The sequence below is a fragment of the Haloarcula sp. H-GB5 genome (assembly GCF_054850705.1).
Window position 1 is genome coordinate 143,716 of the sequence record NZ_JBTWBG010000005.1, and the last position, 23,916, is coordinate 167,631.

29 protein-coding genes are annotated in these 23,916 nt (G+C 52.3%); 4 read left to right on the plus strand and 25 right to left on the minus strand.

Annotated features, from left to right (window positions below; genetic code table 11):
- Positions 1–82: 82 nt before the first annotated feature.
- The 8 genes from ACYJ11_RS18885 to ACYJ11_RS18920 form a co-directional block, all read right to left on the minus strand.
- On the minus strand, positions 83–496 hold the full coding sequence (locus ACYJ11_RS18885; protein WP_461648991.1) for a hypothetical protein: 414 nt from the start codon (positions 494–496) through the stop codon (positions 83–85).
- Between the two features lie 566 nt (positions 497–1,062).
- On the minus strand, positions 1,063–1,248 hold the full coding sequence (locus ACYJ11_RS18890; RefSeq protein ID WP_461648992.1) for a DUF192 domain-containing protein: 186 nt from the start codon (positions 1,246–1,248) through the stop codon (positions 1,063–1,065).
- A gap of 190 nt (positions 1,249–1,438) precedes the next feature.
- Positions 1,439–1,861 (minus strand): hypothetical protein, encoded by a 423-nt coding sequence (locus tag ACYJ11_RS18895; protein WP_461648993.1) that lies wholly within the window; start codon positions 1,859–1,861, stop codon positions 1,439–1,441.
- Positions 1,862–2,130: 269 nt separating this feature from the next.
- Positions 2,131–3,537 (minus strand): DNA-methyltransferase, encoded by a 1,407-nt coding sequence (locus ACYJ11_RS18900; protein ID WP_461648994.1) that lies wholly within the window; start codon positions 3,535–3,537, stop codon positions 2,131–2,133.
- Positions 3,538–3,959: 422 nt separating this feature from the next.
- Entirely contained in the window at positions 3,960–4,154 is a 195-nt protein-coding gene (locus tag ACYJ11_RS18905) for a hypothetical protein (protein ID WP_461648995.1), read from the minus strand.
- Between the two features lie 406 nt (positions 4,155–4,560).
- Positions 4,561–5,040: a DUF6884 domain-containing protein gene (locus ACYJ11_RS18910; RefSeq protein WP_461648996.1), complete on the minus strand. Its 480-nt coding sequence runs from the start codon at positions 5,038–5,040 to the stop codon at positions 4,561–4,563.
- The gene (locus ACYJ11_RS18915) at positions 5,033–5,302 is read right to left on the minus strand and encodes a hypothetical protein (RefSeq protein ID WP_461648997.1); all 270 of its coding nucleotides are present in this window, start codon (positions 5,300–5,302) and stop codon (positions 5,033–5,035) included. Before ACYJ11_RS18915 ends, ACYJ11_RS18910 begins: the two co-directional genes overlap by 8 nt.
- Before the next feature lie 349 nt (positions 5,303–5,651).
- On the minus strand, positions 5,652–6,200 hold the full coding sequence (locus ACYJ11_RS18920; protein ID WP_461648998.1) for a hypothetical protein: 549 nt from the start codon (positions 6,198–6,200) through the stop codon (positions 5,652–5,654).
- A gap of 298 nt (positions 6,201–6,498) precedes the next feature.
- Here ACYJ11_RS18920 and ACYJ11_RS18925 point away from each other — a divergent pair, with 298 nt between their 5' ends.
- The gene (locus ACYJ11_RS18925; protein WP_461648999.1) at positions 6,499–7,116 is read left to right on the plus strand and encodes an archaellin/type IV pilin N-terminal domain-containing protein; all 618 of its coding nucleotides are present in this window, start codon (positions 6,499–6,501) and stop codon (positions 7,114–7,116) included.
- A gap of 157 nt (positions 7,117–7,273) precedes the next feature.
- Here ACYJ11_RS18925 and ACYJ11_RS18930 read toward each other — a convergent pair whose 3' ends face one another.
- The 4 genes from ACYJ11_RS18930 to ACYJ11_RS18945 all read right to left on the minus strand — a co-directional run bounded on the left by ACYJ11_RS18930 (position 7,274) and on the right by ACYJ11_RS18945 (position 10,411).
- Positions 7,274–7,489: a hypothetical protein gene (locus tag ACYJ11_RS18930; RefSeq protein WP_461649000.1), complete on the minus strand. Its 216-nt coding sequence runs from the start codon at positions 7,487–7,489 to the stop codon at positions 7,274–7,276.
- A gap of 231 nt (positions 7,490–7,720) precedes the next feature.
- Complete coding sequence (locus ACYJ11_RS18935; RefSeq protein ID WP_461649001.1) at positions 7,721–9,265, minus strand: N-6 DNA methylase; 1,545 nt, start codon at positions 9,263–9,265, stop codon at positions 7,721–7,723.
- 96 nt (positions 9,266–9,361) lie between these two features.
- On the minus strand, positions 9,362–9,880 hold the full coding sequence (locus tag ACYJ11_RS18940; RefSeq protein ID WP_461649002.1) for a hypothetical protein: 519 nt from the start codon (positions 9,878–9,880) through the stop codon (positions 9,362–9,364).
- Positions 9,881–9,961: 81 nt separating this feature from the next.
- Positions 9,962–10,411, minus strand: coding sequence for a hypothetical protein (locus ACYJ11_RS18945; protein WP_461649003.1), 450 nt, complete (start codon positions 10,409–10,411; stop codon positions 9,962–9,964).
- 320 nt (positions 10,412–10,731) lie between these two features.
- Here ACYJ11_RS18945 and ACYJ11_RS18950 point away from each other — a divergent pair, with 320 nt between their 5' ends.
- Positions 10,732–11,244 (plus strand): DUF192 domain-containing protein, encoded by a 513-nt coding sequence (locus ACYJ11_RS18950; protein ID WP_461649004.1) that lies wholly within the window; start codon positions 10,732–10,734, stop codon positions 11,242–11,244.
- A gap of 40 nt (positions 11,245–11,284) precedes the next feature.
- Here the strand turns inward: ACYJ11_RS18950 and ACYJ11_RS18955 are convergent, their stop codons facing one another.
- From ACYJ11_RS18955 to ACYJ11_RS18970, 4 genes are all read right to left on the minus strand, one after another.
- The gene (locus tag ACYJ11_RS18955) at positions 11,285–12,640 is read right to left on the minus strand and encodes a DNA methyltransferase (protein WP_461649005.1); all 1,356 of its coding nucleotides are present in this window, start codon (positions 12,638–12,640) and stop codon (positions 11,285–11,287) included.
- A 208-nt stretch (positions 12,641–12,848) separates the two neighbouring features.
- Complete coding sequence (locus tag ACYJ11_RS18960) at positions 12,849–13,274, minus strand: hypothetical protein (RefSeq protein WP_461649006.1); 426 nt, start codon at positions 13,272–13,274, stop codon at positions 12,849–12,851.
- A 143-nt stretch (positions 13,275–13,417) separates the two neighbouring features.
- Complete coding sequence (locus tag ACYJ11_RS18965; protein WP_461649007.1) at positions 13,418–13,867, minus strand: hypothetical protein; 450 nt, start codon at positions 13,865–13,867, stop codon at positions 13,418–13,420.
- A gap of 157 nt (positions 13,868–14,024) precedes the next feature.
- Positions 14,025–16,763 (minus strand): oligosaccharyl transferase, archaeosortase A system-associated, encoded by a 2,739-nt coding sequence (locus ACYJ11_RS18970; protein ID WP_461649008.1) that lies wholly within the window; start codon positions 16,761–16,763, stop codon positions 14,025–14,027.
- A 112-nt stretch (positions 16,764–16,875) separates the two neighbouring features.
- On the opposite strand from ACYJ11_RS18970, the gene ACYJ11_RS18975 reads away from it, so the two are divergent.
- On the plus strand, positions 16,876–17,559 hold the full coding sequence (locus tag ACYJ11_RS18975; protein WP_461649009.1) for a S26 family signal peptidase: 684 nt from the start codon (positions 16,876–16,878) through the stop codon (positions 17,557–17,559).
- Between the two features lie 51 nt (positions 17,560–17,610).
- On the opposite strand, the gene ACYJ11_RS18980 is transcribed toward ACYJ11_RS18975, so the two are convergent.
- The 7 genes from ACYJ11_RS18980 to ACYJ11_RS19010 form a co-directional block, all read right to left on the minus strand.
- Positions 17,611–17,844 (minus strand): hypothetical protein, encoded by a 234-nt coding sequence (locus ACYJ11_RS18980; RefSeq protein ID WP_461649010.1) that lies wholly within the window; start codon positions 17,842–17,844, stop codon positions 17,611–17,613.
- Positions 17,845–17,909: 65 nt separating this feature from the next.
- Positions 17,910–18,344, minus strand: a complete 435-nt coding sequence (locus tag ACYJ11_RS18985) for a hypothetical protein (RefSeq protein WP_461649011.1) — start codon at positions 18,342–18,344, stop codon at positions 17,910–17,912.
- Between the two features lie 352 nt (positions 18,345–18,696).
- Positions 18,697–19,119: a hypothetical protein gene (locus ACYJ11_RS18990; protein ID WP_461649012.1), complete on the minus strand. Its 423-nt coding sequence runs from the start codon at positions 19,117–19,119 to the stop codon at positions 18,697–18,699.
- 658 nt (positions 19,120–19,777) lie between these two features.
- The gene (locus ACYJ11_RS18995) at positions 19,778–19,975 is read right to left on the minus strand and encodes a hypothetical protein (protein ID WP_461649013.1); all 198 of its coding nucleotides are present in this window, start codon (positions 19,973–19,975) and stop codon (positions 19,778–19,780) included.
- A gap of 14 nt (positions 19,976–19,989) precedes the next feature.
- Entirely contained in the window at positions 19,990–20,307 is a 318-nt protein-coding gene (locus ACYJ11_RS19000) for a hypothetical protein (protein ID WP_461649014.1), read from the minus strand.
- A 105-nt stretch (positions 20,308–20,412) separates the two neighbouring features.
- Positions 20,413–20,856, minus strand: a complete 444-nt coding sequence (locus ACYJ11_RS19005; RefSeq protein WP_461649015.1) for a protein-tyrosine phosphatase family protein — start codon at positions 20,854–20,856, stop codon at positions 20,413–20,415.
- Between the two features lie 204 nt (positions 20,857–21,060).
- Positions 21,061–22,167: a transcription initiation factor IIB gene (locus tag ACYJ11_RS19010; protein WP_461649016.1), complete on the minus strand. Its 1,107-nt coding sequence runs from the start codon at positions 22,165–22,167 to the stop codon at positions 21,061–21,063.
- Between the two features lie 271 nt (positions 22,168–22,438).
- Here ACYJ11_RS19010 and ACYJ11_RS19015 point away from each other — a divergent pair, with 271 nt between their 5' ends.
- Complete coding sequence (locus ACYJ11_RS19015; RefSeq protein ID WP_461649017.1) at positions 22,439–22,606, plus strand: DUF1931 domain-containing protein; 168 nt, start codon at positions 22,439–22,441, stop codon at positions 22,604–22,606.
- Between the two features lie 83 nt (positions 22,607–22,689).
- Here the strand turns inward: ACYJ11_RS19015 and ACYJ11_RS19020 are convergent, their stop codons facing one another.
- Together ACYJ11_RS19020 and ACYJ11_RS19025 are read right to left on the minus strand one after the other, a co-directional pair.
- A complete protein-coding gene (locus ACYJ11_RS19020) occupies positions 22,690–23,175 on the minus strand; it encodes a hypothetical protein (protein ID WP_461649018.1) in 486 nt (161 codons plus the stop codon).
- A 15-nt stretch (positions 23,176–23,190) separates the two neighbouring features.
- Complete coding sequence (locus tag ACYJ11_RS19025) at positions 23,191–23,511, minus strand: hypothetical protein (protein WP_461649019.1); 321 nt, start codon at positions 23,509–23,511, stop codon at positions 23,191–23,193.
- Between the last annotated feature and the right edge of the window lie 405 nt (positions 23,512–23,916).

The following is a 23,916-nucleotide window of genomic DNA, read 5'->3' on the forward strand; positions in this document are numbered from 1 at the left end:
GCGGTCAAGTTCGGCTGGTGATTCAGCGAACCTACCTATATTCCTTCACTTCTCATAGGAAGGGGAAAAACCCCACAGTCACTCAGGCTGCAGGTCTATCCTTTATGACTTTCATCCCCTCAATTTCGGCCTCCTGCATTGCGCTCTCACGAAGGGTCAGGCCGAGCTCTTCTGCAAGCAACTCTGGCTGTTCGACGTCTGTTTCTGTTCGAACATTGATCCACCCGTTGTCGGTATTCGGGTTGAACCAAACGATCCGAACAGTATCACCTGAAACGATGACGAGTGCGGGCACTACCTGCATATAGTACCCTTCTTCGTCTTTTCCTTGGACCTTGAAAATCGGCATCAACGAATCGATGGAGTCGATTCCAAGAATATCGTCTAAGTCAATAGGGGACAAGGCACGGTTTGGGAGAGTGCCGTACTCTTTGTGGTTCTCTCCGCACCCGGGACAACGGGCTTCGCCAATGTGTTCAGGGATACAAGGGATCATATTTTGCTCTCGATACTACCCTTTCTGTGGCGGAGGACTAAAGATGTACCTCAGATCGTCTTTGAGACTGTAGCAGTTCGATGAGATAGACTGGCCCATGACCGGACATCATTTCTGTGGATGATAGCCAGGGGACTTTCCGGTAGCTCGAAGTTGAACGTTCAAACGCGCCCCTCAATTCAATAATGGATTTGACCGCCGTTCATACTCTTATTTTTCCCATGATGGATAAATACATCTCCTTACCCGCACCGCGAAATAGACTGAATCGCAGTGGATCGGCCAAAAACTATTTTATTGCTACCGTCATTGATTAAATTGCGTGTTGGGCGAACGCCAAAATCGCTTAGGTGCCGACTCATATGGTCGGTGCGTTTCCGCGTACGTGACGCCGGAAATAGAGGAAAGAATCGTGTAATAAGCGAACGGCTGTTCACTGTAGCACCAAAAGAATCACCGACTCTCTCCCCCTTATACGGTGATTCTTGAGAGTAGTGTATGACGGTAGCCGATAATGGGGCCTCTGAATTTGCTGGGAGTGTAGTCTTCCAGAGATCTGTCTGTGCTCAGGTACCGCTCATGCCTCTTCGCACTTCGTCACCCTCAGAGATGTCGTATTCTCCAGAGGGGAGTTCGATTACTGCATCGGCTTTTCCAAGGGAGAAGTCGATCATCGGCCTCATCGTGGATACTTTCTCCACTGCCCCATCGATCATGTAGACAGCGTCGAGTGGGAAAGGAACGAACAGCATATGCAACGAGTGTCAACCTACGTCGCCGAACGGAAACACGAGCGCATAGTCGGGGTGGTGGTCCTGAACATATGCCCGCGTGCCCGCGATAGTGTCGTGTCTGCGTACTTTGCTGGAATTTCTTTGCCTCCGATCTGGATGGGGTCGTGTTCAGACACTTTCATGCTGGGGATGCTCGGACCCTGCTTGTTTAAACGCCTGCTTCACCGCTGATAAGCTCTTGAATGAAGAATTCGGTTTTGCCTTCCTGCGCACGGCCACGGATCTCGATAAGGGCACTACATTTGTGCTGTTCGCCGTCGGCATGAACGTCTAACTCGACAATGAAGAACTGACCGTAACTGGTGGACAGAACCTCCATTTCCCGTTCTCTGCTCTCGTCGTTCAGTTCGGTGTACGGAACATCGAATTCGACGATATTGTCTCCGTAGTTCGCTGCTTTCCAGTCTGCTGTGAGATTTGAGTCGAAGAAGTCCTGTGGATCGACTGCTTTCTTCGTTCGTAGGGCAGCATCATCCGGATTTTGCGGGAGGTCTTCCAGACGGTCGGAGCACTTGCTGGCGAATTCGTCAGTGTCGAATTCTTCGGTGTGGTAATAAAATCCTGACGGCATACTATCTGATGCGAGGATAGTCGTAAATGTCCGTTTTGTCGAGGTGGTGTCTACAGAGTGGGAGACCGTTGTATAATCCTGCAACGTCTCCGTCGCACTCGTAGTCGCCTATATATGCCAAACACTGGTTGTAGTCTTTTATATCGTCCGTACTTGTTTCGGTTCTGTTGCTGGCCGCTCCCATTTGCTCGTTCATGGTCTTTCGGGTGGTGTGCTGCGATTATTATATTTCCTGTTATCGATTTAGTTCTTCGGTACTACGAACCCTATTAGAAGAACTCTGACAATGAAGAGTCAACACCGGAAGAAAGCCGTTTAGTCGTGAGATCAATGTAGTCTTCGTTGAGATCGATACCGGTGTAGTGGCGACCGTGGCGGATTGCTGCTGAACACGTTGTCCCACTCCCGACGAAGGGGTCGAGAACAAGTCCGCCGATGGTGTTTTCGCCGATGTCAACGTCAGAACACTCGCATGTCTGTCTGTAACCCGTGAGGTGCTTCTTGGCGTAACTGAATTCACGGATATAGGAGGAGGGGAAATCTGACTCCCGAACTTCGTTGACGAGCTGTTGGACCCGGTTGCTGTTCCGGCCAGTTCCTGATTGCGTACGAGCGCCCTGTCCTGCATCACAGAGCCCGACTGATCGACACGCTCTCGCATGTTTTCGTGTCATTTCTGGTGTTCGGTGGAACGCATCCAGTACGCGCTCTTTGTGGCGATTCTCCTTGAGGTCGAGGATGTCTGTGACCTCATACTGAGGCGATAGCGGCGATCGGCACTTTGGGCAGATGTGTTTGGGAATTGACGCCGTAATCAGATGGCTCGCTAACTCGATAGAGAACATTGCGTCGTGTGAAACCCCTTCGACATCGGGCGTATCGAACTTGCTCTCTGCGCTTGTTGGAAGGGATAGAACATCTGACTGGTCTTCGACTGCTCGCCGGTCAAAGATGTAGTCGTCTGACTTCGCGATGCCGATGACGCGCTCGTGAGTATGCGCAAACCGATTGGGGGCCGGGTCAGGCTTCCTGCCCGTTTTCACCCAAGGGCCGTTGTGAAACACTTTGAAGCCCTCTTCTTTCAACTGGGCCACCAAACGATCGGGCACTCCGATGTACTCCCCGTTACAGATTGCGTCGTCGACGATCACCCAACCAGTTCCGTCTGGCCGCGTGACTCGCATCGCTTGTAGAATTACGCTCAAGAGGTTCTCTAAATACTTTCCAGCCGTAGACTCAATACCAATCTGCCCGTCTACACCGTAGTCACGTTGAGAATGAGGATACGGCGGACTTGTTACCCAGCCATGGAACGCTTCGTCAGGAATCCTCTTGAGGACCTCAACTGCGTCCCCGTGGAAGAGTTCATCCTTGATGTCGTTAATGCCGAGAATAGCATCTGCGTCGACGCTGTAAGTCCCGCTCGGATAGCTGGGAGACATCGGGTTTGGTGGGCTGCTGTAGGGATAGTAGCCTTCTGGTCGCGATTGCGTGTACTCGCCTACGACGGGCGACTCCTGAACGAATGAGACAGACGCGACCGGATTGTCGTCCAGCGGATCTACCACGTCACTATGGACAGCATAGGCGTGTTCGTTGTGAACGAGGATTTGATTGTTTTCGTTCTCGGAATCCGGTTTATGCTGATTTGGGATAACTTCCGTCGGTGCCGCCACTCGACAATTGTGTCGGTGGAGGTGTTGGAATAACTCTGTATTCGTAGAATAACAAACCAGACCGGTGTATCCTGTTGGAGTACGGCGCGTACTGTCGCTAACGGTCGCTACGGCTAAAAGAAACTCTTCGCGCTTCTCCGAGATGAGTTCGAGGACGTCACCGGGGCTAACTTCGAGCCCATTGAGTTCGATGCTGGAGTTCGCACACTGGTTGAGAACAGGCACCGGCCAGAGAATTGACTCTGCTACTTTCCGGTTCGGTGTGAGTAGATAGTCAGTACTGAACAGATGTCCGTCGTTGCGGCGAGGGTCGGTTGACATGGTTGTTCTGTGATAGGGTAGCCGCAGCTGCCTCTCTAACTCTCTTCTGTCTCCCACTTGAGGGGTAAAAATATTTGACGCGGCTGATGACGCTACTGTCTTTACAGCATGAAGAACGTCATCGTGAAACTGATGAGCCACAGCCCGCCGGCTATGCCGATTGCGCCTGTAGTTGACAACTCCTTTCTCACGACCGTGAAGATCAATCCTGATGAGAACAGGAATAGTACCATCAGGAAGATTTGAAGCGGACTCAACAATCCTCCGAGGAACAGCGGGATGGGGGCGGACATCATACTATGAGCTAACAAGCCGGCTGTCATGGGTCTGGTTGAAACAGATTGTTGTACCTGCTTATCAGTTTCGGTGGTTGTTCCAGTTGGTCTGAAACACAGTAACGATGTTTCACTGGGGATGGGAGTAGGCTCTGTTATCCTTTGGTCGATACCTGAGGCTCTCTGAGAGGCTGCTGGCTCTTTGATTACGTTTTGCCGGTCACTTGGTTCCTAACTTGCTGAATTAGTGTCTTCTGGTAATAACACGGACTGATTGTATCAAATTTAATCCAGTTGTTAGTTTTTATTGCTATCGTCCCGCTCCGGAAGGGTTGACTCTTGGAGGATGCGTCTGGGATCCCTCTTCATTCGTTATGCTTGATATCGCCGTTGACTGTTCTTTCCGGGGCTATTCTCGTCTGTTCGCTCACTTTTCACTCTCACTAACCTCATCGAACGTCGTTTGACTTGTGGGCCTTTTTGATTTAGCAAGGTCGTCCAATTCTTTTCGCTGGCCGAACAGCCCAACCCCCTCCAAGGGGTCCTTGACTTCGATGCTGTCGGGGAGAGCCGACTTGAGCGGTTCGGCATAGTTCCGTCCCATCAGAATCATCACGCGGTCGGCTTCTGTGACGTTTCGGGCAACGTCCTCGGCACGCTTACGCTGCTCTTCTTCTGGAAGGTCACTCATTTTTTGGTCGTACCATGCGATTTCATCATTGGGCTCGACGTAGCCATGTTTCGCGGACATGATGCACCACCGGTCACAGTTTGCTTCCAGGGCGGCGACTCGCCCGTCGAACAGCCAAGAGTCATAAAGATATCTCGCCGGAAACGTTTCTACTGAGTCGGGGCCTCCTCTCTTGGATTTGCTGCACGCTGTGATACCTATAACATGGTCAGTCATCGTTAAAATCCTCGAATGTGGTCTCTTGGGTCGGGTCTGTCTCCTCGCTCTTGTCCTCCATGTCAGGGTAGTCGAACGCCCGTAGCTGTTCATCTATCTGCGTTTCTAGTTTCTCACAGAGGTCCTCTCCGCGTTCTCCAGCGTGCTTGAAGATGTCCCCGAGCGGGCTGTCATCACCCGTTGGGTCACTGCCGCGCGGGTCATCGAACAGAACGATGTTCGCGAGCAGGCGAGGATACAACCGCGCTGTGTTCCATCCCATGTCTCCGTAGTCTTCGGAAAGCTCTTTTTCGATCTCAACGCTTTCAGAGAGCGGATCTCTTGTCTCCCTGAGCGTCTTCCACGCACAGTGATGCTTGAGGCAGAATGTTACGACGGTTTCAATCGGGTCTAATCCCGTTGACGCAATCCGTCGTGGCTGCGCGATATCTGCCTCTTGCTTGCAATCTTCGGAATAACAGTAGTACGTCCCTCCTTCGTCTTGGGGACGGGGTTCCCGCTTGGGTTCACGCTGCTGAATTACATCGCGTGGCTCACCAGACATCCTTTTCGATCCATTGGTTCTCACCCATCGCATAAATACTTGCGAGCAGCTTGACCAGTGTCACCCATCAGAAGAACAACCTTCCCTCTCGCTTGCCTTTGCTATTTGAGTACGCATCGATCCTACTCGTGGTCTTTTCGACGAGCTGTTCATCTCCACCGACGCCAATGTACCCCGCTTTCCCTTTCTGCCCACAATGGTTTTTCGAACAACCCTCGCCTGTTACCGGATTATTTGAACACGCCACGAGGATGTCATCGTTGATCCACGCGTGGAGGAAGTGGTCCTGGTAGTCGGTATCGACTCCGCGCCCTAAGTCACGGTAAAGGCGGATATAGTCGCAACAAGGGTCGAGACCAGCCGCTTGGAGGACGGAAAGGAACCGTTTGACGCCGAGGACGCCAGCCCCAAAAGTCGTGATGTCGTACGCGACCTCCGAAGATTGGTTTACGTGTCGGATGCCTGTCGCGGAGTTATTGTCTTCGACAACGAGCTCGGGTACATCGGACTCTGGGAAGCGCTCTCCGTATCCAACGGTACAAGCTTCTCGCTGCTCTCGAAGCGATTGGATGACAGTGCTCGCCTCTGGTTGATCTTGACTCTTTTTCGACTTCATCAATAGTCTCTCTTGTCCTCTTCGGAGGATACAAACTAACCCAGTCTTACCAAACTACTCCACGCCCTCTTCTAAATGTTAGGTAAGAACGGGACGCTCCGTTTTCTTCGCTTGTGTGAGCTACGTGGCGGACCTCCCAAACCCAGCTATTGACCGATGCTGTCAGATGATAATATCTACAAATCACCATCAGAGGGGGTCTTCGAGATTTCTATTATCAGATTTGATATTTTTTAGTAATACTTATTATGGGCGGAATAATGTGTTACAGTAGGGTCAGACAGACCCGTAATTACCTATGTTCACGAAAATTATGAATGACGACGACCGCGGACAGGTCGGTATCGGTACCCTGATCGTGTTCATCGCGATGGTGCTGGTGGCGGCAATCGCTGCGGGCGTCCTAATCAACACGGCTGGCTTCCTCCAGAGCAGTGCTGAAGAAACTGGACAACAGAGTAGTGACCAAGTGACGAACCGGCTTGAAGTTGTGAGTGCAGTCGGGACGACTATCGACCAAGACGATAATGAAGTGGATAAGGTCAGACTCACAGTCAAGAAAGCACCCGGTTCAGCAAACATCGACATCGGAAGTACGATTGGGCAGTGGGTCGACTCAAGTGGCTCGTACGATCTGACCGTCGACGAGGATAACCCAGATACGACTGCGAGTGACCATTACTCAGTCGAGCCCATCCAAGATGATGACGGCTCTTCGATTTCGAGTAGTCAAGTGCTAGATGAACCGTCAGATCGCGCAGCGCTGACTTTTGATGTGACCAAGATTCATGGTGGCAGCGGGCTTGGAGAAGGTGAGACGGCAACGCTTCGCCTGAACACACAGTCTGGCGGTACTTCGACTGCCCGCCTTGTTGTTCCGGAGACTCTGTCTGGCAACTCCGCCGTTACGCTGTAGATCAGCGCTTTCTTTTTGCGACTCAACAGTGGGATGACTATTCCGCTCACCTAGAACTATTGATTAGTGCTTTTCTTTCAGCTTGCGGCGAGACGGGATCTACGGGAGGACTCAAATTGGAACTACACTCAAAATTGATGTGAACCGGATAAGGTGGCTATCTCCGCTCCTTCTGCTCTTGCTTGAGCGTGTACACGACATAGATTACGATGGAGGAAACAATGGTCTGGGTGATCGGGTTGCTTGCGCCCAGTAGAACAGGGAGAGAGAGCCAGAAAAAGTAGACTGCGATGACGTACTTGAACAACGAGGGTGCGCCGGTTACTCGACTGTAAATGAAGCTGGCGAACGCGAAAAGGGGAGAAGGGAACATTACTCGCCACCTCCAGTTGACGTGTATTTCAACTGTTTATGAATGTCTTCGCTACCGGGTAGCCGATCGATAATTCGCCGAATCATATTGGGTTGTTCACTGTCAGACGCACTCAGCGGCTTCTGGCTGTGGCTCATCTTATAATCTACGTCTCTATCAGCTTATGGAGAGCAAAAACAGACAAGCAACTACCTGAACATCTGGTTAAGCGTTTACTGGCTAATCTGTGATTTATGCAGGTTCAGGTTCCTTTTTACGCATATCACGGTGCTCCTTGAGAACGTCGTAGAGGTCGTCGTCCGGCAGCGTGATAGTGTCATGGCCAAGCCACCTGTGGCCTCGATAGTAGCGTGGAAGCGACTCAGTATCGAGTGTGATCGTTCCCGCGTCGTCTGTGTAGGAGAGTCTGGTACCGTCTTTATTTTGGCCGACTTCTTCCGCGATGGCCATGAAGATTTGATAGTCGACGTTCAGGTCTACGGCATCTGTCTGTCGGGGAATGAACGTGATGATGCTGGTGCCGGTTGTCGTTTCTGGGGCGAATGTTGTTGGAGGGAGTTCGATACTCGCATCTAGGTATGCTTGATGCATTAACCACTGGCGCTCGCTTTTTTCGGTTGGGTTCCCCAGCATCGATGTCGGGGTTATGAGTGAGACTGCACCCGAGGGGAGCGTGTAGCTCAGGGCGTGCTCAAGGAAGAGCCACTCGTATCGCTGCGAGCTTTTGGTTTTCGTACTGTGGTCCCCGACTGTCCGGTGAGCGGTATCGAATCGGCTGAGAGAGAGTGGGCCGATGGCGTTCTCGTTGAGATCACATCTGTCGAACGGAGGGTTCACGACGGTCTGGTCGACGCCATGCCGGAGGACGCGCTCAATTTCGGTAAAACAGTCGTCAACGTTGTTGGCGGGGGAGGAGAGTTCTTCATGAGGAATGAAGGCAGTGTTATCCGCCTTGGCATCGGAATTGTAACCTTGCGTTTTCGGCATTTCTGGGGCCTCTTCTGGTCGCATACTCCGGAAACACTGGGGTGTGTTCTCGTCGTCTGCTCCGATGCGATATATCTCTCGAATCCCCATCGTCAGCGCGTTCCCACCGATGACCCAGCCGGGGATGCCAACGAGACTGAGCGTGAGCGCGGTCATTCGGGCTGCAGTCCGTTCGATATCCCACCCAAGACAGACAGCATTCTCTGTTCCTCGAGCAGCTGCTAACAGCAATCGGCCACTTCCACACGCTGGATCGAAGAGTACCGTCGACTCAGTGTTGTGGCTGTCAACCTGACCGCCGTCTGTACGCGCTGATTTTGTCTCCTCGCGAGCAAACATTCCGAGAGCGGACTGACCAGACACGTTTTCTACTGTCGGCTCCGGGTTTTCGAAATAGTCTCTCGTGGTTTCACCGACCCCGTGGAGAGCATCCGCGACATTCGGAGGCGTGAAATACTGGTTGAAGTTGTCCTCAGCAGTCCGTCCAGTGAGCTGGTAGAGTGCGCCTAGAATATCGGTCTTGGTTGCGGCGGTTACAGCAGTAATGGCGCGTGCGATTTCTTTATCATTCATCTCATGTGGGTTCTCGCGACAAGCAGCGACGACTGTGGTGTACTCCTCCTCTGCTGTCCCCTTCGGGATATTGCCTGTTTGGAGGAGTTTCTCGATTTCGTCAAGGATGCTGTCGAATCGCCGTTCGGTCGAAAGTGTTTGCGTGCCAGTGATCACCTCTGCGAGAGGCTTGACTATGTCTCGAAGCTCGTGTCGATATGGGGCTAAGTATGGCATTAGTTGAAACCTGCTCTACCCCCGTGGGCGAATAAAAATAGACTCGTACTATCTTTCCAAGCGAAAACCTTCCCCTTCCCCAAACGGGATGATTTCCTATTCGTCAACTTTCCACTCGTCGAGTTGCTTGTTGTTTTGCTTTCGACGTTTGAGCTTCCGCCTCGCAGAGCAGGCATCGCAGATATGTCGGTTGAACGGCTTCTCGGATGGTAACTCCTCGTAGCTGACGTCTTCTAGATCGAAAATCGAGGTGCCACACGCGACGCAAATATCTTCGTACCTGAGGTCTTCGACGAACGACTTACTGAGCGCGTCCGCACCATCGGTATCGAGCACATCGTAAACCGTAATAAAGAGGTGTTGCTCTCGGGCTTGCGATAGTCCTTCTGTGAGTGCGTGACGTTCGACCTCCTCAGTAGTGAACGGCGTGAAACTGTTCGTGAGGATGTTCGCGTGCTCGTCGTTCCAGTGGGAGACGACAGTTTTTGCAGTTTCGATGGTTGTCTGCTCGCTAAAGTACGAGTCACAGGCACTGCAAGAGCATTGCTTGAGGGGCGGCGTATGTACCCCCAATTCTGTCTCCTCGCTGGGATTCGACTCTGAGGAAGCGGCCATAGTTATGGTCTTCCGTACTGGCACTTGATGTTTTGCCCTCTGGAGGCGCAACGCGAGGATATCTGGTCCCCTCAGTGGTGTCTACGGCGCATCTGAATCATATCGACGACGGTCTGGTGGATTTCTCAACGAACTCACCGAGGGAGAGGATGTCCTTGGTGTCCAGACGTCGACGTTCGTGATGTTGTTGAGAACGGTGAGTACCTCAGATGGGTTCATGGGATCGTGTACCGTGTGGAAGGTCCGCCACTGCTCTGACCGGCTCGTCCGGGTCTTCATCGCAAACGCTGGCTTCCCGAAGATGGCTCGGTCTTGCTCGTCCGGGGCTTCGATAAGAACTTCGTTACCCGAACGGTGCGGTCCGGTTGCTGTCTGGGTGAGGTGAATCGGGAAATAGTTCCGCGACCGAACTGCGATACCGCCTTCACGACCTGGGCGTAGATAGGTCTGCTTGAGCTCGGTCTGGCTGTCCTCGACCATCTCGACATCGAACTCACATACGTAGGCCGCTTTCTTGATGGCCTCTTGCATAGAGGCCGTCTTCGAGATCGTTTCCCACTCTGCGTCTGGGGTCGGCTGATACGCGACTAAGTATTGGCCCGTGCTGGGCATTATTCGGACATACTCTCGTGATTCTGTACTGTTCAGCAGTTCGATGACGGGAGAGTCGAGTTCGGGAACTGCGAGCTGGTAGTTGTTCCTGGCACGACCACTGCGTCTGGTTCAGATTCAAATTGATTTGCCGTGTTCATTCGGAAGCACCCCTCTAATACTCAATTCCCACGCTTTGGTTGGCTAAAAACCACTCCAACTAGAACATTCTTATAATGCAGCACACGGCTAAAACGTGTATGGACCTCATCAGGGATGATCCTTACTCTTGGAAAGTGTATACATTTGGCGTTCTCGTAGTTCTTTTTGCCTTTGCTGGCGTAGTGGGTGCGCTTAGCCCTCTGTCACAATTAGCGGACGAGGACATGCTCAATGTCACCCTCAAGTCTGACGGCAGTTCTGTCGGATCAGTCGACGCTTCGGTCGCTAATACCAAATCTGAGATGGTGACTGGATTGAGTAACCACGATACACTGGCAGTCGGCAAAGGGATGTTGTTCATCCACGGCGAGACTACTGAACGAACATATGTAATGCGTGATATGAACTTCTCAATCGATATTGTATTCCTCAACTCGTCGTGTGAGATAACGACTATTCACAGCGCAGAGAAACCCGCCCCGGATGAAACAGGAGAGGAGCCGAAATACCACTACTCAGGAGAAGCGAAGTATGTTCTTGAAGTCCCGAACGGGTACGCGACAGAACGAGTTGGGGTAGGAGACGCTGTAAAATTTGAAGGCGGCTGTTAGACTGGGACTTTTAGGCTCATCCCGACCACTGCTACCGCAATCACCATTTGGACGAACTTCGTTCGGGAGCCGTTCCGACGATAATGTATTCATCGGCCATTAGTTCGCCAGTATTCCCCGCTTCGTTTTCAGGGGCATTTTCCCACGGGAGTGTCTTGGTCGGTATTGATCGTGGTTCGGTGGTTTCGAGAGTGAACCCGATGGCAGATAAGAAATCTTCGGTGATGAGGTGCATCGGGATCGGCGTCCTACTCATCGTTCGATTCCCAACGACGAGGGCGACCGGCTGTCCTTCTTTGACGACACGAGCGAGTTGGTTGATCGCCTCGAAGTAGTCGGCAAAGAACGCAAAGGCGTCGTCGCTACGTCCGTCGACAGATTCCAGCTCTTCGAGCGTGTTCCGGAGTGCAGTCGAAAAGACCGTCACGTCATCGACCTCGGTAAACGCACCGCTCCGAGTGCCACCAAGGCCAGTTGGGTCTACGTCCCGCATTGTCTTGATGTTGAGAGGGGTCGCGGCGAGCGCTGGTGCTCTCGAATATTGTCCGTAGGCGACAGTGGTTGAGTGGTCGCCATACGGAGGGGACGTGATGACTGAATCGATGGAATTCGTTACGATCTCGGTGGGGCTTCGACAGTCCGCAAGTCGGACGTCGATACTACCCTGTTCGCTTGCTTGTTCGTAGTAGCGTTCCATCCGACCGACGTTATCCGTGACCGCTTCACAGAACAGCTCCCACACGTCGGGGTTGTGGTCTGCACGGTCGCATTCGGGAATCCGCTGGCGTTTGAATTCGCCGTTCTGCTGGTAGCTTATTTCCCGGACGATAGACGCGAGGCAAATACGGAGAAACCTAATGACCTCGAAGCCCCACTCACCGCGACCTTCAGAAAGTCGTCGGGTGATCGAATCGAGTTCGTACACTTGGGGTTCTGGGAACCACCCTTTAGCTACAGTGGTCGGTTCAGATGTACTTCCAGCTGAGTGTCCCTCGTGGATGAATCGACGATGGACGTGCCAGTCGCTGAAGATGCTCTGGGCGGCAGCTTCGATTTTGGCTGGGTCGATAGGTTTTGCCTTAGTTCGCGCGAGTAAGCAGGCGAATGGGTTGATATCCGTTCCGACGCCGTGGTAGCCAGCACGTTGGGCTTCGGTAACGGTCGTTCCCGACCCACAGAACGGATCATAGATTACCTCGCCCGGTTCGATAAGGCCCGTCTCCTCCCAGTGATTAATGAGTTGGTGGGGAATCTGCGGAATCATCCGCGCCGGATAGTAGTGAAGGCCGTGCGTGAGCGGGGTGGTATCTACGCCGCTAAGCGACCAGTCGTACCCTGAAAGGTCGTATGGGTCGCGCTGTTCTGTACCGAACCCAGCGAGTGTATGTTGGGACATTGTTACGAATCGATTGTCGTATTGAAAGTGCTGAGAGAAGACTGAACGTTCGTCTCGAACTCACACGATAAAATAGTAAGCGAAAGGCGACGCTTCGTCGACACCGTACCTCATGTTGAACTCATAGTCCCGAATACCGGTTTCGTTAGAAGGCAGCGTTCTGTATCGCCGACCCGGATCTTGTAGTTGTACTCTCCATCTCCGGGCGTTACTCTGCGACTGCGCCTGCTTGATAAGTCTGTTCCGCAGCGAGGAGATCTCGAACCTCGGTCACCTCATCGACGTCTCCGTGGTGAAGGTTGTAGTCATGAGCTGGGCCGAGTACACGCTTGTCTTCGATGAGGTTGTTGAGCCCCAAGTTGATGAGAATCTGTTCGGCGTTCTCGATCACACTGGAGTCAATGACGTTCCGGGTGTTGTTGTGGAGATCAGTGTCGAAGTCCTCTGCATCAACCTCGAAACTGTCGTTCCATGCGACTGGCTTTACTGTGACTGTTCCCTCTGGCATACCTTTGTCGTCATACTCGGCGTCGACGTCAAGGATTTTCTCAAGGATGCTTTCAGTATCGTTGTAGACGAACTGTGCGCCGGAGTCTTCGAGCGCGGCAAGGCTACTACAGGAAGTATTATTCATTTGGACTCTCACTTCACTTGGAGGGTAAAAAACGCCTATACATGCTCTTTCGAGCGTGTCTTAGAATTCTATGAGAAGTCCGAAATCGTTGAGCTGACCTATCACTGTTTTCGGTTTTTTTCGCTACTTGTGAGATTGCTGGCTCAGAATACTGACTCGATTGTGATATCGTACCGGTCGATATTGTCTCGGGTGCCTGCGATCCCGAGCCGGAGCTTGGCATTATTGTCGGTCGGTACCATCTCCGAATTTTCCTTGTCTTCTCCGACCTTCTCACCGTTCTTGAAGAACTCCGCGAGTACGTTCAGTGATTGGTTCTGGTCGCCTGAGTTCGCGATCTCGACGTACGCTCCGACTTGGTTGGTCTGTTCGTTGATGATATCCTCGTGTTCGACGACTTCGATTGTTCCTTGGAGGCTGTCACCGATGTTGATGTTTCCTGTGATGTCTGCCTCGCTACCACTATCACTGTTATTGCCGTCACCGCCAGAGAGGGCTGAACAGCCTGCCATCGACGTAGCGAGTCCGACACTCATTACGCCGCCCGTTGTTCTGAGGAACTTCCGACGGTTGCTCTGTTTTGTATCTACCATGTTTGAGTTCGGCTTTATAGCCGACATATATGAACGTGCCGGGATAACCGAAAGGGCCGTTTCCTTGAGCAAACTCCAGCTACCGTTGTTGCTACTCTTGGAACTCATTATTCTTCACCGTCTAGGGGATTCAAAAACCATCTGCGGGGTAGTCTACCTACTCAAACACGACCACTTCACCGTCTGATTCCCCGAGAATAGCGCCCTCTGAGATTGCTACTTCGCCTTTCTTGATGACGCGACCTGTGGACGAGTTCATAGTGACGACTTCGTATGGGCCGAGCGCTCTCACACTCGTATCCGTGTAGCCTTCACTGGTCGTATATTCGCTGTACCCTGTTGTCCCATATGGAACGGTCAACTCGAATGTGCCGTCTTCAGAAGCTGTCGTGTACTGTGTATAGGTGAACCTTTTTCCCGTGGTCGTGATCGAGAGATTGACGCTGGCTTTTACCGTCGTGCCGGGAGAAGCGGTGCCAGTGATGGTCGCCCCTTCAACACGCTCAAAGACCTTGACTTCGGAACCTCGCTTTTCGCCGACGAACGAGGACTGGTTTCGGAGTGACTGGGGAGTACCTGATACGGTTTGTTCCGACGCGTACACTAACCGAAAATGTTCAAGAGCTCTTACTGAGTTTGGTGGCTCCTTATAAAGGCCACCCCGGACCGCTGTTGGGTTGCCTGTTGCGGCTTCCGTTGCGGCTTTCGGCGATTTAAACTCACGGACGAGAGGAGCATCACGAGGTGCCGCGATTGTCCCCTCTCTGTGGGTGGTGTTGTAGTAGACGACAAGGCTACTTGCGGGGGCCGCACTTCCGTGGAACTGATAGAGTCGCGTCCGAAGACTCTGGTAACTACGTGCTGACTGGATGTGTGTGATCTTTTCTCCATTTTCCGGATTAACGAGCTGGCGATGAAGATCGGACGCCTCAAGATCGTGGCTTTGTTCGAAGTGTGCCGGATTAGCGAACTGAGGATTGTTTCCGCTCCCCCATGAATCGTCAAGAATCACATACGGCACTCCACTTGCTTCTCCGAAGGTTTCGTCAGTCTTCTCAATGGCTGCTGACTCGTCGGTCTCTAAGAGGATGTCTGCGACAGTCGGTGCGTGCCATTGATGCGGATTTGAAACCGGAATACGATGCGTCTCGACGGTCAACCGATGGCCAGCGGACCACCGAGTCATTATCCCGTACTCCCCGTTTCGGTATTGGAAGTCACCAACATCGGAGTATGCACCCGTGTACTCTAATCGGGGTGATTCTCCAGTCCTGTATGAACCAGGAGCTGGCGTTCCGGACTCGATCCAATCAAATGTTTGCCGCCAGCCGTCGTCACTGGATACCGACGTGTAGTTGTCCGCTGCCGTGAGTGTTGCTCCTGAAATCGCGAAAGGGGCGATAATGAGGATAATGATTGCACTGGTAACAATTTTCGCTCGGAACCTGGCGTCACCGACCGATTTTGCATCCCATCGACCTTTGAGGGTATGATAGATTTGCTGAACCGCCCACCCCGAGAGAATGGAGATAGCGATCACGAGATAGTAATCGAAGCGAACCTGTGAGACAGTCGCGGACGCGACGGTCGCTGAGAAAACGACGAGTAGTGTGTACGACTTTGTACTACCTTGGCCGCGAACAGCACGGGCCAACATCCAGCCCCAACCCACAACTGCTGTGATCAAAGCAACTCCATAGGTAATAAATCCGAATTCCAGCGGGTTTTGTAAGGAGGATGCTTCCGCGACACCGGGGCTGTCGTGCCCTCCCACGAACCATATCACGTATTCGCTTTTCCCGATGAAGAACGCTACTATTTCGGGGAACACCACCCAGAAGCTTGCTATACCTAGTGCTCCCGCTACTCCGAGAGTCAGTAGGAATTTCGCTTTACCAATTGTTGTATCTTCCCAACGATATGCGATCTCGCTGATGACGACCGTCGAAAGGCCGACTATAACTGGAAGTGCAGCTTGAAGGATGCTCGTCTCAGTTGCAGTCACTGATATGGTAGTGAGGAACGGGGAGACGATGACGCTCGTTGTCCCCATACTCACGGCGGCAAGGAGGGCGGTAGAACGTCCTTCTTGACCTCGGATGTAGTCTGCAATCACTTGGATGTGGAAGAATACTGCAAGCGAGGCAATGAAAAACACCCCCGCCGGCCAGGTCAACAGGTAGAGGCCGGTTGATATTCCAGCGAGGAAACTCCATCGGAACGTTGGCTTATGCTTCCTTAATCGGTGTAAAGAGAGGGTTAGTGGCGGGTTTATGCTACGACGAGCTGTCAGTGCTTTTGTGTAACAGTAGAGAGCGGTCGCGACGAGTAGGGTTTCTGCGACGTGATGGTCGGCAAATCCTGCAACGGTTCTGGAGAGAAAGAGACCTGGAGTAAGTGCGACTACAAGGACGGTCACAAGCCCGCCCCAGCTGGTGCCCAGTTCTTTCACCAGCAGGTAGAGTGGTACGATAGTTAGGACGCCGAGGGCTGGCGGTGCGAATAGAAGAACTGTGTCTATCGTCGAAGCGGACGGGTTTCCTCTACCAATGATGAGTGCAAGAACCGCAAGAAATTGGTCGAAGACAGTCCCGAACTGGCCGGCGTGGTTACCCGTTGGAAACGTTGTGAACGGGTCGAATGATAATGTATTCGGGAAGTTGTCAGCGGTGTAACGCACATTTCGACGGTGGTACCAGGCATCGGCAGACTGGAAGGTAATTTCTCCGTTGTCTTGGATTAGGTTACTGTAGTTTCGAATGCGGTTCCAGATGATGAAGACTGCAAGGGCAAAAAATGCGAACGCTTGGACGATTTGCGTGGCAGACGCGGTGAGAAGACGTCTGTGGAATATAACAAAGACGCTGGTGCTACCGTCCTCGTCGCTCGCATTCATTAGTATCCTAAGTTTATTCCGGTCATACTTAATTCGGTCGCGTATTGGCTCCGAGGCATCGATAATGAGGCGTTCGATACCTTCTTAGCGAATCACCAGAAAATGGGATTCAATGAGTTCGGATCGTGCGTCGCACACCACCTCTAGTGAGTCGGCTATCTCACAAAACGAGACCGAACCCGAGGATGTCGAACTGCAGGAGGGACTGGATAGCATTACCGAGACGCCTCTGTATCAGTGGGGGCGAGATATTTTGATAGCCCTCCTATTTACGATGGCTATAACAACGCTGATCGTCGCAGTTTCTGGGGTCTGGCCTCCGTTCGCTGCGGTATCCAGTGGGAGTATGGACCCGAGTATTCAGCAAGGAGATATCATCGTTATAATGGAAGAGGGCCGGTTGTCGCCGGACGCTGCTGATGAAAACGGGATTGTAACGCTTCAAAAAGGCCGTGATGTTGGCTATCGAACATTTGAGGACTATGGCTCTGTTATCGTGTTTACGTCATCAGATTTCGATGACCAATCGACAGTCCACCGGGCGATGTTTTACGTAGAGGAAGGAGAGAACTGGTTTGATAAAGCGAACCCAGCCTACCTGAATGGCGCTGAGAGCTGCCAGTCACTTCGAAAGTGCCCTGCGCCGAATGCGGGGTACATCACGAAAGGTGACGCCAACCCGTCGTACGACCAAGCTATTGGAATGTCGCCTCCGATTCGGGAACGTTGGATAGAAGGAACTGTTCGGACGAAAGTCCCGTTCGTTGGTTGGTTCCGGCTTATACTCGGCGGTTGACTCACGTTCTGTGCCTTTTTTTTGGGTGCCTGTGTGACGGAGAAATAGACGTTAGTTGTCGGTATGGAATACGTTGTTGATCTCCGTAGCCGAGAGAAGACGGTCACGGGAAACGTGGGCGTCACCGGAGCCGTTGAGGTCAACGACGTACGTTTCGCTGTGGGGGCCGTCGTAGACTTCATCTACAGTTCCGGTGCGTCCGAGGTCGGCTCCTTGAGCGCGAACGAACACACGGTCGGTCTCTTCGATGTCTGTACGTTCGTCAGTAGCGGTGTTGATAACCATCTGTAGTCTCCTGTTCTTGTGTTCCGGGTATTCTGGTACACACGGACTTCGCTTTGATGCTCTCTTTACGATTCGTCAGCTTGGGCTTCCTCGTCAGCGTAGGCGAGTAGGACTGCTCGGAGCGCCATCGGGCTAGCTTCGTAGACTCCTTCGTCAAGTCCATCGTTGAAACAGTCTGCCGTTTGCGAGAGGAGGTCTTCTGCACTCAGGGGATAGCGGGCGATAGCGTGCATCACCTTCGCCTGCATCACGGCCTTTGTGGAGAGAACGATCTCGCCCTCGTTGTACGACTCGTTGAGGTAGTCCGCGAGCAGATTTACTGCCTGAATCCACTCTCCATAGCCGGTATCAGCACGCCCACTTGACCAGTCACTGTCCGTCAGCGCGGTACGAATTCTCGGGAGAACGTCATCGAGTTCCGCTGTTCGGTCGTCCTCGAGGACCTCTAAACTACTGACTGCTTCGACAACGGTCTCTTCACCCGGCGTGTCACCAGGCACGAACCCGACACGGTGTTCCGTCTCCTGGCCGAACGTCTGTTCGTGGGTGAGTCTCCCAGCGAATCTGAAACCACCGGCTTCCGAGTGGTAGAGCCGGTACGATTTTCGATTGTGGTTTGGAGAACGCCCCACGAGAAGTTTTTCAGACTTCTCGTTCACTCGAACAGCTGATTGCCACCGTTCGATTGACTGGAAGGCCTCGATAACCTCCTCGGAGGGAGTTGGGGGTAGTTCATTGACAGTAGTGGGCTGGCTGGCGGTCTCGAATTTATCAAGGGTAGAAGACGACGTTTCTGACATTGGGCTTCTCTTCTACTCTCGTGGAGAGGGACAAACCCATGTGTGAAGCCGATTAATCTGTGGGACTGGTCGGACACCGCCCGTAGTCGTAGCACTCCATTCCGCCAGCTGGTTCAATTCCCCAGCAGTGCTTCGTGCCGATATCCCCGCGGGGGATTTCACCAAAGATTTCGATGATCTGGTCTTCGAACCACCACGATCGACGTACCATATCCCGATATGGCATTGCGAGCCAGAGACTTTCTGTACCAGATTCGAATACGGGTGTGAGGTGCTCCCGGCTGATGATGGGCGTTCCGCGTTCCCAGATGCTGATCTCTGCCTTGTTCTGCCGGATGCCACCCCCATCATTGAAATCGTTGTACGCGAATTTGAGGACCAGACCGTCGTAGGTCTGCTCCGCTTCCTGGGGGGTGAGCTGACGGTGGGGTAGCTCAGGCACCCAGATGACGGCCCGCCCGTATCCCTGACCCATTGGTTCAGCATTGGGAAGATGCCGCGAAAGCTCCTCATACACGGCTGTACGGGTGGAATCTGCAAGTCGATCATCTGGGAGCGGCATTTCGAGGACGGAGTTAGCAGCTTGTGACAGAACTGCTTCGGAGTTGTTTGTAGCCGTAAATGATTTCGACATCTTCCAGTACACGTCCGTATTCCTGCTAATTCACAGCAGCGTCCAGTGAGGTGAGTGCTTCGTGAATGAGTTCTTGATTGAGTTCCTTCTCCGTTGGCTGTACGATGTCGGGGTCTTGGGTATCTTGATGGATTCCGCAGAGGATTCTTGTGGCAGTGGTTGAGTTGTTGCACCGTTTTCCGTCTTCTTTCAGAGCACGGCACGACCCAGACCGCTGTCTACCTAATCGAAGGAGGGCTGAAGGGTCACTGTGGATTGTGACTTGGTTCTTTTTGTCGTTGTGTTGGTAGCAGCAGTCTCGTCCACGGGCAGCATCGTTCTGGCAGCGTCGGATCTGGTGTCCGTCCCCGATGACTGCTTCACATCGGCCACGAGGGAAAACAGTAGACCGACTGGGCGTTGATTGGGATCCAGCGTCGTTGATGCCGCCTCCGAAGTCCCTGAGACTACACATTGTTCGGTTCCTGGATTGGATTCGCGCTCATTTGTTGTTGTGAGGTCATTCGGATTTTGTGTTGTTGAGAACGTTTGCTTCAAACCGTTCAGCCATTTCCTGAACGATTACGTCGTAGTAGGCAACTGAATACTCTGAGGTTGGTGCTTCTGCTACTTCCGAGTAGACATCCACGAGGTCTTCGTCTGAAAGCTTCTCGGGGTCTTTACGACTCGTCTCAGTGCTGGTTGGTGGTGAATTCATAGGTGTTTCTCGGATTAGGCTCGAATGGAAGTCTGTGACGAATCGACGAACTCAGCGTCGACATCGACTTCGCTCTTGAGCTCGCTTTCACAGAGGCTGACGTTTCGGGTGACAGTGATGGTCTCCGCGTCGATATGATGGTCGATGAGAAGCCGTTCAAGGCCTTCAATGGCTATTTCAAGAACGCTGTCCATATTTGCGATCGCATAGTTTGGACGGTCCGCTGTCTCCCAGCGGTCTAACCTACGGCCATTATCGAGGTCTTTGATTCGGGCGGGATACTTCCATTCTTTTGTGGCTGGTGAACAGTTGGTACTTTCCCACTTGTCCACTGCGTATATTCGACCATCGGTCGTTTTGACTGTTAAGACTCTTTCATGTCCCATCTTTCAGTAAAACCTTCGCCAGAATAAGGGTCATAAAAACCGATTGTACAGCTATCTTTTGACTGCAACGGATTCTGCTGTGGCCTCGTCGATGTAGCGCTGCATACTTGCCCGAATCTCGGATTCGGGGTAGACCTTTTTCCGGGCTTGCTGAACTATTGATAGTGCTTGCTCACTAGGGAGGTCTTCGTGTATGGCTAACGCTGCTGAACAGACTCCTCCGGAGCGAGAGATGCCGGCTTGGCAGTGAACGAGTACTGTGTCCCCTGCTTCGAGTGCTTCCAGTACGTAGTCTACTGCCGCTGCAAACTTCTCGTAGTTGTGGGGACCATCGAGAAACGTGAGCTCGTCGCCAGTTGTTGATGCTTCCGGGCACTCCAAACCGAGCCCGTCGTAGTATCCTAGGGTTACGACTTCGTCGAACTGGTGATTGTCTGGTAGTTGTCGGGTTTTTTCTGCGTCGCTAATCCACAGGTGTTCTGTAATCTTGTCCATCTGCGCTTGGTGATGAGTCTGCACGAGGTAATTTAGATTTTTCTATCAATTGTTGACTGAGGGCGTGTAGATTGAGTGGTTGAGTTCCTCGCCGTATCAGTGCTTGAATGACCTCTCAGTATCTATTGTTTCACACTGTTTCCCCCCCTCTACTACTTTTCGAGAGGGAAAATGGACCAGCGACTCAAAACAACCAGACTGTTCTCAGTTATCGCTGTATCCGTGAATGATATACTCATAGCTGTCGCCAGGGTTGTACTTGCTTGCGACATCGAGCGAATTCATTTCATCTACGTTATCGCTCGTAAGCGAATTCAAGTCGTCAGCAGTGATGTAGATTGTGTACGTGTTGCGAATTGTGACTTTAGTCACACCGGATATCTCTGCGAGACTGGCTTGAGTAACCAATTGGCCAGTAGTTAGGCCTGCTGCAAAGAGCGCGGCAGCAGCAAGGCCCGTGGGCTTGTAACCGCTCATCGTGGTCTCATCAACATTGTCGATAAGCCGGTTCGCTTCTTGAATGTGTTCTTGCGGAAGATCCAACTTGCTGGCGAACTGCGGCAAGTAAATCCTCGGAGATGCCGGCCCTAGCTCAAGATTGAGCTCGTGCACAAGATAGCGCTGAGTCCGTTTCACCTGCTCAATTTCGATGCGAGAGACGGTCTCTACTTGATCGTACGTCCGTGGAATCTTCTCCATCCGAGCTGCGATGTAGAGTGCGGCAGTTGCGACTCCTTCAATTGACCGCCCGAGAAGAAGATCTTGCTTGCTCGCTTGGCGGAAAATAACAGAAGTTGTCTCGACTGCATCTCTTGGAAGGCCGAGTGCTGACGCCATCCGCTTGACCTCTGTGATGCCGCTTCGGAGATTACGCTCGCGCCGGTTCTGTGTCTGGTATCGTTTATCCCACGTCCGCAGCCGGTTCATCTTCGCGCGTTGCTTGGATGATAACGGGTTTCCGTTTGCGTCCTTGTCTTGCCAGCTGATGTTAGTTGATAGTCCCCGATCGTGCCGAGCTTCGGTGAGTGGGGAGCCAACGCGCGACTTTTTTGCTTTCCCCTCACTGTTGTATGCTCGCCATTCGGGGCCGTGGTCGATAGTAGGAGATTCGTTGACGTACCCGCATTGTTCACAGTATTGTTCGTCTGAGTCTGTTGTGAGGTGGCTTTCGCATTCTGGACACTCCCCGCTATCAAGAGCTTCTTTTTCGTGAGAAGTGCTCTGAGCCTCTGTTTCTGCCTGCGAAACCGGCTGGCGGGTTCCTGCAGACGCCGTATTGCTTGCTTGTGTCTGGTGGCGTGTTGATTCCATGCTTATTCCTCCTATCGCTGTCTGTCCTTTCTGTTTGTTCGACCAGTAGATGTGTCTGAGTACGTTGAAATCATTGAAATCGAGCCTGAGCGTGTTCGGACGTTTCCGATGGTCTCTTGATGATTCTCCTTATTCTCTGCCAATTTCCATGGAGAGGCACAAACCCATCCCTCTTTTTCTGGTGAAATAGGCATGAGGTGGCCGAAATCGCTAGTTTAACCGTTCCAGTTTAGGAATGTTTATAACCCACTCTGTTGTCATCTCAAGTGGAATGTCTGACCTAATTGTCAAGGCAGCAGTCAAGGAGCATCTCGACGACCACAACGTTGCATCTGACTTCTACGAAGCGCTTGATGAGGAAGCCGCGGAACTGGTCGACAAGGCCGCCGAACGCGCAGCGGCGAACGATCGGAAGACGGTGCAGTCACGCGACCTGTAGAACGGGAAGAGAACTTCTGGTTGAATTCTTGAATAGCGTGAAACACAGTAATGCTGTTTCTCCCTCTGGTAGCGTTCCGGTCGCTATTCGTCGGTATACCGGGCGAGAAGTCGGTGGTCAACGATTTCTGCCTCTGGTGAGAGGAAAAGCCGGAGGTAGAACCCTTCGAGATATCGAAAGATAATCCCGTCCGTTTCCTCGATAGCACTGTTGTTCTGGTAGTACCAGTCCATACAGGCCTCTACTACTTCACTCGGAGGTTCAGCGAGCTTGTCGATGTGGTCGTATTTGAACGACGGTCCATTCTCCGGGTCACCGAGCGCATCAGCATCCGTGATCTTGAGAACTGATGTCACATGGGCTGTGTTACTGTCGTGGTAACGAGCTGCATCTATAGCATCGTGGGCTGTCTCGCAGAACGTTCCCGTGATGTTGGGGTTGCCGACATCCTGAACGAGAAGTGGAACCGGCGCAACCCACTCTGGATTATTACTGTTCTCGATAGCCTCTTGGAGAGCGTTGATTGCGTCTACGATACTGGCGTCAAGTTCTTTTGTGATGAATCCCATCGTTCTTTCTGTGGTTTAACTGTTGAGTCGATTGATTTCGTCTTTGCTCAGGACACTGTTTACGTCAGGTGTTGATGGCGATAAGCGGAGTGTAAAACGCGTCTCCGATGAGTCGATCCACTTCTCGTGGTCGGGGAACTCACTTGGAATCCAGGATTCTAACGCTGAACAGTCGTCGAACGAGTTGGTACTTGTGAGGATCTGGACGTGTGAGTTGGTGGCATCTATGACTTCGGGTTCTGAGTCCGTGATGCTAGCGACTTCCTCGGAGATGCTGGAGATTCGCGAGTCTGATCGCCTTGGTATCCAGAGTTCGATTTTGATGGTATCAGGCATACTATCTCCGTCTACTCTCTGTAGAGGGGTATAAACTCACTCCACTAACACACAGACGGGAGTTCAGCTAAGCAGTCCTGGACAAGCCGTTGGCCATATTTCGTAAGGGAGTCTCAGTCTTGATGCTCAACTGCTGATGTAGTGAGCGATATGTCGGCGCGAACTCATCATCGATCATTCCTCGACGAACTCCCAGTCCCCCATCTCGTCTAACTCTGATTCGACTTCGTTGGGGACGTCATCCCAGCCAATTCGGTAGTGTTCTCCCCCTTGGTCCATCTCCTTAGGATAGATGGTTCCTCGCTCCGTATCTCCGATGAAAGTGAAGATGTGGCGGGTGTCCGAGCACCAAGTGGTGAGGGATATCTGCGCGTGCATTATTACTCTCCTCTGGCTCCATTGGGA